The organism is Micromonospora citrea (assembly GCF_049629545.1).
GTDB lineage: Bacteria > Actinomycetota > Actinomycetes > Mycobacteriales > Micromonosporaceae > Micromonospora > Micromonospora citrea_A.
Map to the genome: position 1 here is coordinate 1 of NZ_JBNADX010000022.1, position 15,406 is coordinate 15,406.

At 75.0% G+C, this 15,406-nt stretch carries 13 protein-coding genes, 2 pseudogenes and 1 riboswitch; of the genes and pseudogenes, 8 read left to right on the forward strand and 7 right to left on the reverse strand.

Annotated features, from left to right (window positions below):
* Positions 1-151 precede the first annotated feature (151 nt).
* Positions 152-1,066 carry an RNA polymerase sigma factor SigJ gene (gene sigJ, locus ACPFP2_RS21865; RefSeq protein WP_424091134.1) on the forward strand — a complete coding sequence of 305 codons (915 nt, stop codon included), beginning with the start codon at positions 152-154 and terminating at the stop codon, positions 1,064-1,066.
* A 7-nt stretch (positions 1,067-1,073) separates the two neighbouring features.
* On the opposite strand, the gene ACPFP2_RS21870 is transcribed toward sigJ, so the two are convergent.
* Positions 1,074-1,580 carry a DUF402 domain-containing protein gene (locus tag ACPFP2_RS21870; protein ID WP_424091039.1) on the reverse strand — a complete coding sequence of 169 codons (507 nt, stop codon included), beginning with the start codon at positions 1,578-1,580 and terminating at the stop codon, positions 1,074-1,076.
* Between the two features lie 137 nt (positions 1,581-1,717).
* Here ACPFP2_RS21870 and ACPFP2_RS21875 point away from each other — a divergent pair.
* Together ACPFP2_RS21875 and ACPFP2_RS21880 are read left to right on the forward strand one after the other, a co-directional pair.
* Positions 1,718-3,076: pseudogene (locus tag ACPFP2_RS21875) on the forward strand (ATP-dependent DNA helicase); the annotation flags it as partial.
* A 111-nt stretch (positions 3,077-3,187) separates the two neighbouring features.
* A pseudogene (locus tag ACPFP2_RS21880) lies at positions 3,188-3,874 on the forward strand (ATP-dependent DNA helicase); the annotation flags it as partial.
* Between the two features lie 56 nt (positions 3,875-3,930).
* On the opposite strand, the gene ACPFP2_RS21885 reads toward ACPFP2_RS21880, so the two are convergent.
* Entirely contained in the window at positions 3,931-5,229 is a 1,299-nt protein-coding gene (locus ACPFP2_RS21885; protein ID WP_424091040.1) for an AI-2E family transporter, read from the reverse strand.
* A gap of 160 nt (positions 5,230-5,389) precedes the next feature.
* Between ACPFP2_RS21885 and ACPFP2_RS21890 the strand changes: the two genes are divergently transcribed.
* Positions 5,390-5,737, forward strand: a complete 348-nt coding sequence (locus ACPFP2_RS21890; protein WP_424091041.1) for a GroES family chaperonin — start codon at positions 5,390-5,392, stop codon at positions 5,735-5,737.
* Positions 5,738-5,832: 95 nt separating this feature from the next.
* Positions 5,833-6,000, forward strand: a complete 168-nt coding sequence (locus tag ACPFP2_RS21895) for a hypothetical protein (protein ID WP_170839495.1) — start codon at positions 5,833-5,835, stop codon at positions 5,998-6,000.
* 53 nt (positions 6,001-6,053) lie between these two features.
* Here the strand turns inward: ACPFP2_RS21895 and ACPFP2_RS21900 are convergent, their stop codons facing one another.
* The gene (locus ACPFP2_RS21900; protein WP_424091042.1) at positions 6,054-7,544 is read right to left on the reverse strand and encodes a PrsW family intramembrane metalloprotease; all 1,491 of its coding nucleotides are present in this window, start codon (positions 7,542-7,544) and stop codon (positions 6,054-6,056) included.
* Between the two features lie 23 nt (positions 7,545-7,567).
* Positions 7,568-7,688, forward strand: a riboswitch (SAM riboswitch).
* 51 nt (positions 7,689-7,739) lie between these two features.
* Here ACPFP2_RS21900 and ACPFP2_RS21905 point away from each other — a divergent pair.
* Complete coding sequence (locus ACPFP2_RS21905; protein WP_424091043.1) at positions 7,740-9,011, forward strand: aminotransferase class V-fold PLP-dependent enzyme; 1,272 nt, start codon at positions 7,740-7,742, stop codon at positions 9,009-9,011.
* Between the two features lie 41 nt (positions 9,012-9,052).
* Here ACPFP2_RS21905 and ACPFP2_RS21910 read toward each other — a convergent pair whose 3' ends face one another.
* A complete protein-coding gene (locus ACPFP2_RS21910; protein ID WP_424091135.1) occupies positions 9,053-10,312 on the reverse strand; it encodes an FUSC family protein in 1,260 nt (419 codons plus the stop codon).
* Between the two features lie 66 nt (positions 10,313-10,378).
* On the opposite strand from ACPFP2_RS21910, the gene ACPFP2_RS21915 reads away from it, so the two are divergent.
* On the forward strand, positions 10,379-11,014 hold the full coding sequence (locus tag ACPFP2_RS21915; RefSeq protein WP_424091044.1) for a metal-dependent phosphohydrolase: 636 nt from the start codon (positions 10,379-10,381) through the stop codon (positions 11,012-11,014).
* A gap of 139 nt (positions 11,015-11,153) precedes the next feature.
* On the opposite strand, the gene ACPFP2_RS21920 is transcribed toward ACPFP2_RS21915, so the two are convergent.
* A complete protein-coding gene (locus ACPFP2_RS21920) occupies positions 11,154-11,447 on the reverse strand; it encodes a DUF4031 domain-containing protein (RefSeq protein ID WP_424091045.1) in 294 nt (97 codons plus the stop codon).
* Between the two features lie 35 nt (positions 11,448-11,482).
* On the opposite strand from ACPFP2_RS21920, the gene ACPFP2_RS21925 reads away from it, so the two are divergent.
* Entirely contained in the window at positions 11,483-12,883 is a 1,401-nt protein-coding gene (locus tag ACPFP2_RS21925) for an FAD-binding oxidoreductase (protein WP_424091046.1), read from the forward strand.
* 63 nt (positions 12,884-12,946) lie between these two features.
* Here ACPFP2_RS21925 and ACPFP2_RS21930 read toward each other — a convergent pair whose 3' ends face one another.
* Together ACPFP2_RS21930 and ACPFP2_RS21935 are read right to left on the reverse strand one after the other, a co-directional pair.
* Positions 12,947-13,456, reverse strand: coding sequence for a hypothetical protein (locus ACPFP2_RS21930; RefSeq protein ID WP_424091047.1), 510 nt, complete (start codon positions 13,454-13,456; stop codon positions 12,947-12,949).
* Between the two features lie 88 nt (positions 13,457-13,544).
* Positions 13,545-15,377, reverse strand: a complete 1,833-nt coding sequence (locus ACPFP2_RS21935) for a glycerol-3-phosphate dehydrogenase/oxidase (protein ID WP_424091048.1) — start codon at positions 15,375-15,377, stop codon at positions 13,545-13,547.
* Positions 15,378-15,406: the final 29 nt, after the last annotated feature.

Genomic DNA, 15,406 nt, shown 5'->3' on the forward strand with positions numbered 1-15,406 from the left:
GGAGGGGTGGGGGGAGGTGGGGTGGAAGGGGCACGGATGGGGGCGGCGGGACGTCCAGGGGGTTGGGGAGAATGCGGGGTGGCTACGGGAGGCGGGGGTGACGGTGGACGCGGCGGCGGAGTTCGAGGCGGAACGCGGGCGGCTGACGGCGGTGGCGTACCGGATGCTGGGCAGCCGGAGCGAGGCCGAGGACGCCGTGCAGGAGACCTGGCTGCGCTACGCCACGGCACTGGGCGACCCGGCCGCCCGGGCCGAGGTACGGCACCTCGGCGGCTGGTTGACCACCACCTGCGCCCGGATCTGCCTGGACGTGCTCCGCTCGGCCCGGGTACGCCGGGAGACGTACCTGGGGCAGTGGCTGCCCGAACCGCTGGTGACCCCGCTGCGGCCGGCCGCCGGGGCGGACGGCTACGCCCCCGACCCGGCCGAGCGCGCCGTACGCCGCGACCAGGTGGGCACGGCGCTGCTGGTGGTGCTGGAGCGGCTCACCCCCGAGCAGCGCATCGCCTTCGTCCTGCACGACGTCTTCGCGGTGCCGTTCGCCCAGATCGCCGAGGCGCTCGGCACCAGCCCGGAGGCGGCCCGGCAGCTCGCCTCCCGGGCGCGGCGCGCGGTCGACGCGCCGGACACCCCGCGGCACACCGCCGACCCGGGCGAACAGCGGCGCGTGGTGGCCGCGTTCACCGCCGCCACCGAGTCCGGCGACCTGAGCGAACTGCTCCGGGTGCTCGCCCCCGACGTGCTGCTGATCGGTGACAGCGGCGGCCACTTCCCGGCGGCCCGCCGGCCGGTCACCGGCGCGGACAACGTCGGCCGATTCGTCCTCGGTCTCTTCGGCAAGGCCGGCCGGTACGGCCAGCGGGTGCAGGGCCGGGCGGTGCTGGTCGACGGCGCGCTCGGGCTGCAGCTGGAGACCGTGCACACCGACGGCCGGCCGCTGCGGCTGGTCGTCGCCTTCGCCGTGCACGAGGGGCGGATCACCGGCATCTTCAACCAGCTCAACCCGGACAAGCTGACCCGCCTGCCGGCGGTCGCCGACGACGACACGTGGCCGCCGCGCTGGTGAACCCGGCTCAGAGAACCAGGGCCAGCCACTTCCGGTACGACGTGGCGAACGGCTCGGTGCCGTCCCCCAGCGCGTCGAGCAGCCACGCCGACGCCGCCTCGGCCTCGGCGACCAGGTCCTCCGGGTAACCGAACCGCTCCCGGTGCACGGCGAACTCGTCCTCGTCGCGCAGCTCGACCAGGCCGGTGGCGCGACGACGCACCACGTCCAGGTCGAGATCGATCAGGTGCACCGTGTCGTCGCCCTCCCACCGGGCGGGGGTGGCGATGTCGCAGTAGACCTCGCTGGTCCGCGGCGGCGGGTTGAACATCCCCGTCCACCAGGCGTGGTGCGGCACCAGGAGCACGAACGGGATTTGCTCGACCGAGGGCCGGCCGTGGTAGACCGACTCGGTGCCGGCCGGCACGCCCAGCCAGACGCCGAGGTCGTCCTCGGTGAGCCGGCGGGCCGGGTAGTCGCGGTGGGCGCTGCCGTCGTACTTGCGGTAGATCACACGGACCACATCGCTCGGCATGAGTCGCACCCTAGCCGATTGCGCCCAACCGTCGCTGCGGGGAAGTTACCGGACGCGGCCGGCCGGTTTCCGTACCGTGACCACGCCACCCGGGCGGCGGCCCGGTCGGTGTCGGGACCGGCGGGTACCGTCGCACGGTGACTCCGCCGCGCACCGCCACCGGATCCGCCACCCCGACGGCCCGTAGCCGGCGACGAGGCGCCCGGCCCAGTGGCAGCGAGCTGCTGGCCGCGGCGGTCGGCGCGGTCCCCGGCGGGGCGACCCGTCCCGGCCAGCAGCAGATGACCGAGGCGATCGAACGCAGCGTCGCCTCCGGCGAGCACCTGCTGGTCCAGGCCGGCACCGGCACCGGCAAGTCGCTGGCGTACCTCGCCCCGTCGCTGACCGTGGACGGCCCGGTGGTGGTCTCCACCGCCACCCTGGCGTTGCAGTCCCAGCTCGTCGAGCACGACCTGCCCCGGCTCGCCGACGCGGTGGAGCCGCTGCTCGGCCGCCGGCCCACCTTCGCCGTGCTGAAGGGCCGGCACCACTACCTCTGCCTGGCCCGGCTGGACAGTTCTACCGAGGACGAGCCCGGCGACACCCTCTTCGACGCACCCGGTGGCGGCTCCGGCGGCGGCACCAAGTGGCTCGGCGAGGCCGGGCGGCTCGGCAAGCAGATCCAGCGGCTGCGCGACTGGGCCGACGAGACCCCCACCGGCGACCGGGACGAGCTGGACCCGGGCGTGGACGACCAGGCCTGGCGGCTGGTCTCGATGCCGGCGCGGGAGTGCGTCGGCGCCACCCGCTGCCCCTTCGGCCAGGAGTGCTTCGCCGAGGCGTCCCGGGCGCGGGCCCGCGAGGCCGACATCGTGGTCACCAACCACAGCCTGCTCGCGGTCGACATGCTCGCCGGCCGGCACATCGTGCCGCCGCACAAGCTGCTGGTCGTGGACGAGGCACACGAGCTGGCCGACCGGGTCTCCTCGGCCGCCCAGGCGGAGCTGGTCCCCGAGCTGATCGACCGGTCCACCCGGCGGGCCCGGCCGCTGCTCAAGCCGGACGTCGCCGATCGGCTCACCGAGGCCGGCGACGCGCTCGCCGTCGGGCTGGCCGAAGTGCCGGCCGGGCGGCTCACCGCCGGGCTGCCGGCCCCGCTGCGCGAGGCGTGCACGCTGCTCGACGGGGCGACCCGGGCCGCGCTGGACGCGATCGGCGACGTCAAGTCGGACGACCCGGACCCGGTCCGCAAGCAGCAGGCCAAGGCGGTGCTGGACGAACTCTCCACCACCGCGCAGCGGCTGCTGGAGGAGGCCGACCACGACGTGGCCTGGGTGGAGAAACCCGAGAACGGCAGCCGCCGCGCGCTGGTCGTCGCGCCGCTCTCGGTCGCCGGCACCCTCGCCACCCACCTGTACGACGAGCGCACCGTGGTCGCCACCTCCGCCACCCTGACGCTGGGCGGCCGTTTCGACACGGTGGCCCGGGCGCTCGGGCTGGACGCTCCCCCGCCCGCCCCGCCGTCACCGGCCGCCGCAGCCCTCGCCGCCAGCACCGCCCGGGGCGAGGCGACGGCCTCCACCCCGGTGGCCGCCGCCTCCGGCAGCCGGGCCGCCACCGGCACCGTCCCGGCCACCGAAGGCCCCGGGTGGCGGTCGCTGGACGTCGGTTCGCCGTTCGACTACGCCCGGCAGGGCATCCTCTACGTCGCCGCGCACCTGCCCCGCCCCAGCGTCTCCGGGCTGCCCGAGGCGGCCGGCGAGGAGTTGCTGGCGCTGGTCGGCGCGCTCGGTGGTCGTACCCTCGGGCTCTTCTCCTCGCGACGGGCCGCGCAGCAGGCCGCGGAGCTGGTCCGCGCGCGGACCGACCTGCCGGTGCTGCTCCAGGGTGAGGAGGCGCTGCCGCTGCTGGTCCGCCGCTTCCGGGAGGAGCGGTCGAGCTGCCTGTTCGGGGTGATGTCGCTCTGGCAGGGGGTGGACGTGCCGGGCGACTCCTGCCAGCTGGTGGTGATCGACCGGCTGCCCTTCCCCCGCCCGGACGAGCCCCTCGCGGCGGCCCGCGCGGCGGCGGTGGACGCGGGCGGCGGCTCCGGCTTCGCCTCGGTCAGCGTGCCGATCGCCGCGGTGCGGCTGGCCCAGGGCGTGGGCCGGCTGATCCGGGCGACCGGTGACCGGGGCGTCGTCGCGGTGCTCGACTCGCGGCTGGAGACCGCCCGGGGCTACGGGCCGTTCCTGCGGCGCTCGCTGCCGCCGTTCTGGTACACCACCCGCCCCGAGGTGGCCCGGGGCGCCTTGGAGCGCCTCGCCAAAGCCTGAACACGCGCAAGGCCGCACGGCCCCGAGGGGTCGTGCGGCCTTGCGCGTGGGGACGGTCAGGGCGCCTGGGAGGCGACCACCACCGCGTCGGGCGGGGTGTCCGGCACGGTACGGGCGGCGAGCCGGCGGACGGCGGTGTTGAGCACCGCGATCAGCGGCACCGCGACCAGCGCGCCGGTGATGCCGGCCAGCACCACGCCGGCGGCGATGCCGATGATCACCGCGAGCGGGTGGATGGCCACCGCCCGACCCATGATCAACGGCTGGAGCAGGTGACCCTCGACCTGCTGCACGCCGATCACCACGCCCAGGATGATCAGCGCGGTCACCGGGCCGCTGTCGACGAGCGCCACCAGCACCGCCACCCCGCCGGAGAGCGTGGCCCCGACGATCGGGATGAACGCGCCGAGGAAGACCAGCGCGGCCAGCGGGAAGGCGAACGGCACGTCGAAGATGACCAGGAAGACGCCGATCCCGACCGCGTCGATGAAGGCCACCAGCACGGTCGCGCGGACGTACGCGCCGAGCGTGGCCCAGGAGGCACGGCCGGCGTCGTCGACCTTCCAGCGGGCCGCCACCGGCAGCAGCCGGACCAGGAACCGCCAGATGTTGTTGCCGTCACGCAGGAAGAAGAAGGTGGCGAAGAGCACCAGGATGGCGCCGGTCAGCACCTCGGCCAGCGTGGTCGCGGTGGAGAGCGCCCCGCTGGTGAACCTCTCGGTGTTGCCGTTGACCCACGCCTGACCCTCGTCGATGTACCGGTCGAGCTGGCTGTCGGACAGGTGCAGCGGGCCGGTCTTGAGCCAGTCCTGGATCTGCCGTACGCCCTGCGACGACTTCTCGCTCAGCTCCGGCACGCCCTGGATGAACTCGTTCACCACCAGGGTCAGCGTGCCGACCACCGCGGCCAGGCCGCCGACCAGCACCACCCCGGTCGCCAGCGACCTCGGGAAGCGGGCCCGCAGCAGCCAGCCCACCGCCGGGGCGAGCAGTGCGGAGAGCAGCAGCGCGACCGCCAGCGGGATGATCACGATGCTGATCGTCCCGACGATCTTCAGCAGCGCCCAGGTCACCACGCCGATCACGATCAGCCGCCACGACCAGGCGGCGGCGATGCGCAGGGCGTGCGGCACGTCCGCGTCGTCGCGGCTGGCCGTCGAGTTGTGCATCGCCGCGGGAGGCTCCGCGCCGACGACGGTGGCCGACGGCGGCGCCACCGGGCCCGGCGACACGGGCGAGGCCACCCCGGGATCGTCCGTCACGGCGGACTCCTCGGTGCGACCCGCGCGCACCGACTCCCGTCCGGACTCGTACGCGCGGCGCAGCCGGGCGCGTACCCGCTCGAAGCGGCTCAAGCGCACCTCCTGGGAATGGAACGGGCCGCCCCTCGACGACGGTCCGGACAGGGTACGTCCGACAGCCGACACGGTAGGGCAGTTCCGCCACACATTGCCCCCGGCCGGCTCCGCTCAACCACGCCGACGACCGGTGACCGGCACGCGGTAGCGTCTTCGCGTGACCGCCGACCCGAATCTCGACTCCGGCCTGCCGATCCGCCTGCTGCACGACCGCGTGCTGGTACGGATGGAGGGGAGCGAGGGTGAGCGCCGCTCCACCGCCGGCATCGTGATCCCGGCCACCGCCGCCGTGGGCAAGCGGCTGGCCTGGGCGACCGCGGTGGGCGTCGGCCCGAACGTCCGCGCGATCGTCTCGGGCGACCGGGTGCTCTTCGACCCGGACGACCGCTCCGAGGTGGAACTGCACGGCCGGGGGTACGTGCTGCTGCGCGAGCGGGACGTGCACGCTGTCGCCGCCGAACGGGTGGAGAAGGAGCCCACCGGCAACACCGGCCTCTACCTTTAGTCACCCTCCCCACCCTCCCCACCGCGGGACGTGACGGCCGTTTGTGCCGCTGCCCGGCGGGAAGCCAGGCGCATCCAGCGCCCTGGGGAGGGACGATGCCGGTATTCGTGAAGAAGGTGCTGCTCTGGGGCGGCGTCGCCTTCCTGTTCTACTTCATGGCGTTCCGGCCCGACGGCGCGGCGCAGATGTTCAAGGCGATCGGGGCCGGGCTGATGGCGATGTTCCAAGGGCTCGGCGACTTCATGACCAGCCTGATGACCTGACCGTCGCGCGCCGGCGGCTCCCCACCGGCGACGCGCGGGACAGGCGACACGGCTCAGAACTGCCCGGGCTGCCAGGGCGCGGCCGGACGGGGACCGTACCCGCCGGGCGGGCCGTAGCCGGTCGGGTACGCCGGAGGTGGCGGCGGGGCCAGCACCACCGGAATCGGCACCACCGGGGAGTCGGGGGCGTCGACCGCGCGCTGCGAACCGTCCGGGAAGCGCAGGTGGTAGCGCTGCCCGTCCCAGATGCCGACCGGCGCCTGCGGGTCCCGACCGACGAAGTACGACCGGTACGCGCTGATCGCGTCCAGCAGTTCCCGCTCCTCCCGGGCGGTGCGTTCCCGATCGGCCGCCTTGCGGTCCAGCCCCCGGCGCATGCCGTCGCGCAGCAGCGCCAGTCGGGTGGCGGCGAACTGGTAGCCGCGCATCGCCCGCAGACCGGGCTCGCCCCCGACCCGGCGGGCCCAGACCCGCGCCGCGTGCCGCCGGCCCAGGCTGCCCAGGGCGGCCACCTCCGGTGGGGTGAGCCAGCCGGCCCGGACGTAGTCGGGCAGGACCCGTTCGGTGAGCCGCCCCTCCCAGGCGCGCAGCCAGATCGCGAAGCCGACCATGCCGAAGAAGATCGGCACCATCAGCGCCACGATGCCGAGGAAGAAGATCACCGGCTGGCCGGTCGCCTGGACCAGTGAGGGCAGCAGGTTCCAGGTGCCGTGCAGGATCATCGCCAGCAGCAGGCCGGCGGCCGGGGCGAGGATCCGCACCCGCCGGTCGGCGCTGCGCGCGGCGATGCCCAGCCCGACACCGGTCATCGAGGTGAAGAGCGGGTGGGCGAAGCCGAAGAAGAGGATCCGGGTGATGAAGATGATGATGACGTTGCGGACGCCGGTGGCCGGCCCCCACTCGTCGACGCCCGAGGCGTACCCGAGGCCGCCCAGGTAGAGGATGTTCTCCACCATGGCGAACCCGACCGCGGAGAGCCCGCAGTAGACCAGGCCGTCGGTGATGCCGGACCACTCCCGGCGGCGGAAGACCAGCAGCAGGATCGGGCCGAGCGCCTTGGTCAACTCCTCGATGAACGGGGCGACCAGCACCGCGGTCAGCGCGGAGGGGAGGTCCCACCGGTCGAAGAGCTTCGCCCCGGCGTTGTTGACGGTCAGCGACGCCGCGGTGGAGACGAACGCGCCCCACGCGAAGCAGAAGACCAGGTACTTCAGCGGCTCCGGCTCGTACCGGTCGAGCCAGAGGAAGCAGGCCACCAGCACCGGCACCGGCAGGACCGCCGCGGCCACGCCGACCAGCAGCGCGTCCAGGCCCAGGTTGGCGCCGAGGGTGTAGAGCATGTAGACCGCGCACGCGGCGATCAGCAGCACCACCCCGGCCAGCACCAGGACCCGCCGCCAGCCCACCCGGCGCGGCGGCATCCCGGGCGCGACCGCACCCGGTGGTGGGACAGCGGGCGCGGTCGGCGGCGGCACGGGCCAGCCGGGCGGGGTGACGGCCATGCGGTCAGCGTAGTCACCCACGGCCCACTGGTCCGGACGCATCGGTGGTGGTTATGCTGCCCACAGGTCACGAGCGCCAGCGTCAAGCCCCGGCTTGCTGGCCGGCAACCCTCGTCGAGTTCGCGGTGGGGTGCCCCGGGTGATGACCGGGCCCAGCCCGATCCGTGTGCTGGGCAAGCGCGGACCCCGTCCCGGTGTGCCCACACCCGGGGTCCCGAGGACCCCGGAGGAACCGGCATGACCGTCACCCTCGTACCGCCCGCCCGTCCGACCGCCGCCGCGCCCGCGCCGGACCGGCCGGACCCGCTCGGCGTGCTCGGCGTACCCGGGCAGGTGAACCTCGACCACGCCGCCAGCGCGCCCTGCGCGCGGGCCGCGGCCGACGCGGTGGCCGAGCTGCTGCCCTGGTACGCCAGCGTGCACCGCGGCGCCGGGGCGCTGTCGCAGCGCTGCACCCTGGCCTACGAGCGGGCCCGGCAGACGGTCGGCGACTTCTTCGGCGCCCGCGCCGACGACCACGTCGTCTTCACCCGCAACACCACCGACGCGCTGAACCTGCTGGCCCGGGCCCTGCCCGCCGGCACCACCGTGGTCACCTTCGCCGGGGAGCACCACGCCAACCTGCTGCCCTGGCCCCGCGGCTCGGTGCGGCTGCCGGTGCCGGAGAGCCCGGCCGCGGCGGTCCGGGCGCTGGACGCCGCTCTCGCCGAGCTGCGCCGGGGCGAGGTGTCCGGGCCGCCGGTGCTGGTCGCGGTGACCGCCGCGAGCAACGTGACCGGTGAGCGCTGGCCGGTGGCCGAGCTGGCCCGGGCGGCACGCCGGCACGCCGCCCGGATCGTGGTCGACGCCGCCCAGCTCGCCCCGCACGCGCCGGTGGACGTGGCCGACCTCGACGTGGACTACCTGGCGGTCTCCGGGCACAAGCTGTACGCGCCGTTCGGCGCGGGCGTGCTGCTGGGCCGGGCCGACTGGCTGGACGCGGCCCCGCCGTACCTGGCCGGCGGGGGCGCCACCGGCCACGTCGGCGCGGCCACCCACGACGTGCGCTGGGCGACCGGCCCGGCCCGGCACGAGGGCGGTACGCCGAACCTGCTCGGCGCGGTCGCCCTGGCCGCCGTCTGCACGGCGCTGGCCGGGGCGGACCGGGACGCCCTGCACGCCCACGAGCAGCGGCTGCTGACCCGGCTGCGGGACGGCCTCGCCGCGCTGCCGGACGTGGTGGAGCTGCGCACCTTCGCCCCGGACGCGCCCCGGGTCGGCATCGTCTCGTTCGTGCTGGCCGGCCGGGACTCCGCGGAGGTGGCCGGGTACCTGGCCCGGGAGCACGAGGTCGGGGTGCGCGACGGGCTCTTCTGCGCGCACCCGCTGGCCCGGCGACTGCTCGCCGAGGCGGCGGCACGCAGCGGCCGGGACGACCTGCCGCCGACCGCGCTGCGGGCCAGCCTCGGGCTGGGCAGCACGCCGGCCGACGTGGACCGGCTGCTCGCCGCGTTGGCGGCACTGCGCTGACCGTGGCGCTGCGGCGGCGCGGCGACCCGGTGTCGGCGGGTTCAGCCGAGCGGCGGGGCGGTGGGGGGCTTCGGGGGGGCGTTCTGCTCCGCCGGCCCCCCGACCGGCTGCTCCTGGTCGCCGAAGGACTGCCGGACCAGCCGGTTCGCCTCCTCCTGCTCGATGCCGGAGGCGACCATCAGGTCGCTGGCGGTGGTACGCACCTGGGCGATCACGACGCTGCCGGAGAAGCCCACCCCCTGTGCGTACGCCCGGCCGGCCTCGCTGACCGCGCGCAGCGACCGCTCCCGGGCCTGCTCCGGCTCCGCCCCCACGGCGAACTCGTGCCGCAGCAGGCGTACGGACTCGGCGAGGTGGGCCACCGCGTCCGGCATCGGTTCGGGGATCGGCTCCTCGTCCTCGATCATGGTGACGGCCCTGCGGATCAGCGTGCCGCTGTTACGCATCGCCCGGTCGATCGGGTCGGCCGCCTCCGCGTAGTGGGTCAGCTCGCTGCGCCGGTGCCAGCGGGCCGGTGAGAGGGTGCTGGTCTCCTTCGCGCCCTCGATCGCCTCGGTGAAGGCGGCCAGCTCCTCCTTGTTCTCCCGCAGCCGCTCCAGGGCCCGCTGGGCGCTGCCGCGGTCCCGGTCGCGCAGCGCCTCGGCGCAGATGTCCAGCTGCCCCGAGAGCAGGTCCAGCGCGGGCCGCGCGGCCCGGTTGATCACCCGTAACGGGTTGAGCGGCAGCAGGATCGCGGTCACCAGCAGCGCGATCCCACCGCCGACGAACGCGTCGACGAAGCGGGGAATCTCCAGGTCCTGGACGGACGGGCTGAGCGTGACGATCAGCACCGCGGTCGCGGCGGCCTGGATCACGACGGCCACACTGCCGCCGAAGAAGATCGTGAGCAGGATCGCCGACGTCACCACCACGCCGAGCTGCCAACCGCCGGTGCCGAGGAAGTAGATCAGCGCGTCGCCGAGGAACACCCCGACCGCCACCCCGATGATCAGCTCGACGGTACGGCGCAGCCGCTGCCCGACCGAGGCGGCCAGGGTGCCGACCGCCGAGATCGGGGCGAAGACCGGCTGCGGGTTGCCCAGCAGCTCGTGCGCGAAGATCCAGGACAGCCCGGCGGCCAGCCCCGCCTGGACGGCCAGGACCAGCGCCATCCGGACCCGGTGCAGCCGATCGTGCAGGGTGGCTCGGCCGCGGTGGCGCAACTGCGCCATCGCCTCGGCGATCCGGGCGGAGTCGACGTCCGTCACGCCGTCGCGCAGGGCGGCGCGCCGCATCAGCGACGGTCGTCGGTCCCGGGCCACGGCCATGGCGGGGACTACCCGTACCGGGAGGTTTCATCCCCACGCCCGTGCGGCAGACTCGGCGGGGTGACGGAGCTGACCGAGCGCTGGCGGACGGCGGCGCGGGCCGCCGGCGCCACCGACGACCGGGCGTCGATCCGGGCTGGGCAGCAGTTGCTCGCCCGCTGGCGCGAGCCGCACCGCCGGTACCACACGGTGCGCCACCTGACCGCCGTGCTGGACGTGGTCGACGCGTACGCCGGGCTGGCCACCCGACCGGACCTGGTCCGGCTCGCCGCCTGGTGCCACGACGCGGTCTACGACCCGCGCGCCGCCGGGGACGCGAACGAGCGGGACAGCGCCGCGTTGGCCGGCACGCTGCTGACCGGGCTGGGGCTGCCGGGCGAGGCGGTGGCCGAGGTCCGCCGGCTGGTGCTGCTCACCGCCGGGCACGCCGTCGCCGCCGGCGACCCCGACGGGGCGCTGCTCTGCGATGCCGACCTCGCGGTCCTCGCCACGCCACCCGACGAGTACGACGGGTATGCCGCCGCGGTGCGCCAGGAGTACGCGCACGTCCCCGAGCCGGACTTCCGCGCCGGTCGGGCCCGCGTCCTCGGCTCCCTGCTCGCCCTCCCCGCCCTCTTCCGCCTGCCGCCACTGGCGGCCCGCTGGGAGGCGCCCGCCCGCGCCAACCTCACCCGCGAACTCACCACCCTCCCCTAACCCCACCCCGCCCCGCCCCGCCCCGCCCCGCCCCGCCCCGGCGATCTTGCACTTGTGGTGGGGGCAGATGCCGCAAAACGCCGTTAGAGGGGCACCACAAGTGCAAGATCGGCGTGGGAGGCGGATCGGCGTGGGAGGGTCAGGTGGGGGTGGGGGTGGGGGTGGGGGTTCGGGGGTGGAGGTGTTTGGGGCGGCGGAGACCGGCGGCGCGGAGTCGGTGGGCGATCTCGCGGGTGGGGACCACCCGGGCGCCGAGCCAGACCGCCACCGGGAAGCGCTCGGCGGGGATGTCGTAGTGGTCACGGTCGAAGCCCCGGCGGGGCACGCCCAGCGCCTCGGCGAAGGCGTGCAGCTCGGCGTGGGAGACGTCGCTGATCAGATGGGACCAGAGCCGGCCCCGCCACGGCCAGGCGGGCCGGTCGAGGTACAGCATGGCGGCCAATCTAGCCGGCGGTTAGCCTTCCCCGCATGGTTGGCTCCCCCCTCCTCGACGACCTGCGCGCGGCGCTCGGCGACGACGCCGTCCTGACCGACCCTGACCTGCTGCGGATGCACCGGCGCGACGAAGCAGACCTCTGCCCGGCGGGCACGCCGCTGGTGGTGACCCGCCCCCGCAGCACCGAGCAGGTGGTGGCGGTGGTCCGGGCGGCCGCCCGGCACGGCGTACCGGTGGTGCCGCAGGGGGCGCGGACCGGGCTGGCCGGCGCGGCGAACGCGGTCGACGGCGCGGTGGTGCTCAGCACGGCGGCGATGGACGCGATCCGGGAGATCGACCCGGTCAGCCGGATCGCCGTGGTGCAGCCGGGAGTGGTCAACGCGACCCTGGCCGGGGCGGTGGCGAAGCACGGGCTCTGGTACCCGCCGGACCCGGGCTCCTGGGAGTCCTCCACCATCGGCGGCAACGTCTCCACCAATGCCGGTGGCATGTGCTGCGTCAAGTACGGCGTGACCACCGAGTACGTGCTCGGCCTGGAGGTGGTGCTCGCCTCCGGCGAGGTGCTGCGCACCGGCCGACGCACCGCCAAGGGCGTCGCGGGGTACGACCTGACCCGGCTCTTCGTCGGCGCGGAGGGCACCCTCGGGGTGATCACCGAGATCACCGTGTCGCTGCGCCCGGCCCCCGAGGAGTCACTGACCATGGTGGCCGTCTTCGGGTCCACGGCGGAGGCCGGCGCGGCGGTGGCCGACATCGCCGCCAAGGGGCTCAGCCCCAGCCTGCTGGAACTGCTCGACCGGACCCATCTGCGGGCGATCGAGGCGTACCGGCCGATGGGGTTGCGGACCGACGCGCAGGCGCTGCTGCTCGCCGCCGCCGACACCGGCTCCCGGGCGGCCGACGACCTGGCCCGGCTGGCCGAGGTGTGCGAGGCCGCCGGGGCCGAGGAGGTGTACGCGGCCACCGACGCCGTCGAGGCGGCGGCGCTGTTGCAGGCCCGCCGGCTGGCCCACCCGGCGATGGAGAAGTTCGCCGCCGACGCCTTTCCCGGTGGCAACGGCGGCCTGGTCATCGACGACGTGGCAGTGCCGCGCGGCGCGCTGGCCGCGCTCCTCGACGGGGTCTCCCGGATCGCCGAGGAGTGCGACGTGCCCATCGGCGTGGTCGGGCACGCCGGGGACGGCAACATGCACCCCAACATCGTGGTCGACCGGGCCGACCCGGTGAGCCTGGAACGCGGTCGGCGGGCCTTCGACGAGATCATGCGGCTCGGCCTGGAACTCGGCGGCACCTGCACCGGCGAGCACGGTATCGGGCTGCTCAAGCGGGACTGGCTGGCCCGGGAGATCGGGCCGGTCGGCGTCCGGGTGCACCAGGCGATCAAGGCGGCGCTGGACCCGACGGGGATGCTCAACCCGGGCAAGGTGCTCTGACCCACGTCCGGCCGGCCGGGGCCGGCTGCGGGAGGTCGCCGCCCGGCGGCCTCCCGCACTGCGTCAGGCGGTCGGTTCGGCCGGGGTGGCCTGGGTGAGCAGGAGCAGGATCTCGTTCGCCACCGGTGGGCGCTCCTCGCCCGGGCAGTCCTGCGAGGTGATCAGGCCGACCGAGGTGAGCAGGCTCGACGTCAGCGAGTCGATGCAGGTCGCCTTGTACTTGCGGACCTCGTCGGTCTCCTGGGCCAGCCGCGGGTCGGCGAGCAGCCCGTGCAGCCGCTGGAGCTGCTCCGGGTCGAGCGACCCGGTGGACGTCACCCCGTCGCCGGCACAGTCGTCGCACTCCCAGCGGCCGTCGGGCTCCACGTTGAGCGAACGGAGCGGACCGTCCTGACCGAGCTTCTGCAGCAGGCTGACCCGGCCGGCGGCCGGGGACGCTGTCACCGCTGTCCCCTTCGGGTCCCGTGTGGACTCGCCGCCGTCCTTGCCGAACACCGAGCAGGCGGTGAGGGTGACCGTCAGGACGGCACCGGCGGAGACCATGAGCACGCGTGACCACTGAGGGGGAACCACGCGCCGCAACCTACCCCACCGTAGGTAAGAACCGGTACCGGCCGACCGGACGGGCATCGATGGGTGCAACGTCCATGGGGCCGATCGGTCAGCGGGTGGACGTCGGGAGTTCGACGTTGTCGCCGTCGACACCCCGGTCCGCGGCGAAACCCCGCACGTCGGGTGCGCCGAGCCGGGCCGCGTCCGCAGTGGCGTCGTCCGGCATGAGCTGGGACTCCCGCTCCGCCTCGACCCGCGCCCGGTAGTGCGCGACCTCCCGTTCCCGGGTGGCCGTGTCCCAGCCGAGCACCGCGCCCATCAGCTCCGCCGTGTGCCCGGCCGAGTCCAGGCCCCGGTGGGTGGTCTCGAAGGAGATCCGGGTACGCCGGGTCAGCACGTCCTCCAGGTGCAGCGCCCCCTCCGCGCGGGCCGCGTACGTCACCTCGGCGGCGAGGTACTCCGGCGCGCCGGCCAGCGGGGACGCCTGCAGGGGGTCGGCGTCGATCAGGGCCAGCAGTTCCCGGGTGAGGGTGCCGTAGCGCTCCAGCAGGTGCTCGACCACGCCCACCGGCACCCCGTGCCGGCGGGCCAGGTCCGCCCGGTCCCGCCACATCGCCGGGTATCCGTCGGCGCCGAGCAGCGGCAGGTCGGCGGTGCGGGACGGCCGTACCCCGCCGAGCCGGTGGGCGGCCCGGTCCACCACGTCCGAGGCCATCACCCGGTACGTCGTGTACTTGCCGCCGGCGACCAGGAGCAGCCCGAGCATCGGCTCGAAGACCGCGTGCTCACGGGAGAGCTTGGAGGTAGAGTCCGCCTCGCCGGCCAGCAGCGGGCGCAGGCCCGCGTAGACGCCCTCGATGTCGGCCGTGGTCAGCGGCCGGTCGAGCACCGTGTTGACCTGGTCGAGCAGGTACTGGATGTCGCGGGCGGAGGCGGCCGGGTGCGACCGGTCCAACCGCCAGTCCGTGTCGGTGGTGCCGATGATCCAGTGCCCGCCCCAGGGGATCACGAAGAGCACGCTGCTGGGGGTGCGCAGGATCAGTCCGGTCTCGCCGGTGATCGCCGACCGGGGGACGACGAGGTGCACGCCCTTGGAGGCGCGTACCCGGATGCCGGGGCGCAGCCCGACGTCGTTGAGCATCCGCGACATGTCGTCGCTCCAGACGCCGGTCGCGCCGATGACGACCCGGGCGTGCACCTCGAACTCGGCGTCGGGGGAGCCGGGGGCCGCCTCCAGGTCGCGGACCCGGACCCCGGTGACCTCGCGGGCCTGCCGGATCAGGCCGACGGCGCGGGTGCTGGTCACCACCGTCGCGCCGAGGCTCGCCGCGGTGCGGGCCAGGGTGACCACCAGCCGGGCGTCGTCGACCTGCCCGTCGTAGTAGCGGATGGCCCCGGCCAGGGCGTCGGCGCGCAGGCTGGGGAAGATCCGCCGGGCGCCCTCGCGGCTCAGGTGCCGGTGCAGCGGCATCCCCCGGCCGCCACCGAAGATCCCGGCGAAGGCGTCGTAGGCGGCCACGCCGGCGCCGTAGTAGGCGCGGCGGAAGGCCCGGGCGGGCAGGTCGCGCAGGCTCTCACCGGCGGGCAGCGGCACCAGGATCGGCACCGGCCGGACCAGGTGCGGGGCGAGCCGGGTGGCGAGCAGGCCACGCTCGGTCAACGCCTCGTGGACCAGGTGGAACTCCAGCTGCTCCAGGTAGCGCAGGCCGCCGTGGATCAACTTGCTGGACCGGCTGGACGTGCCGGCGGCGTAGTCCCGCGCCTCTACCAGGGCCACCTTGAGCCCTCGGGAGGCGGCGTCCAGCGCGGCGCCCGCTCCGGTGACGCCACCCCCGATGATCAGCACGTCGAAGCGCTCGGTCCGGAGCCGGCGCAGGTCGGTGGCGCGGCGCTCCGGGGAGAGCTGGCCGGCGGCGGATCGGGTCAGGTTGGGGTCGCGCACCCGTCCACGGTAACCGCCCGGAGCCGCGA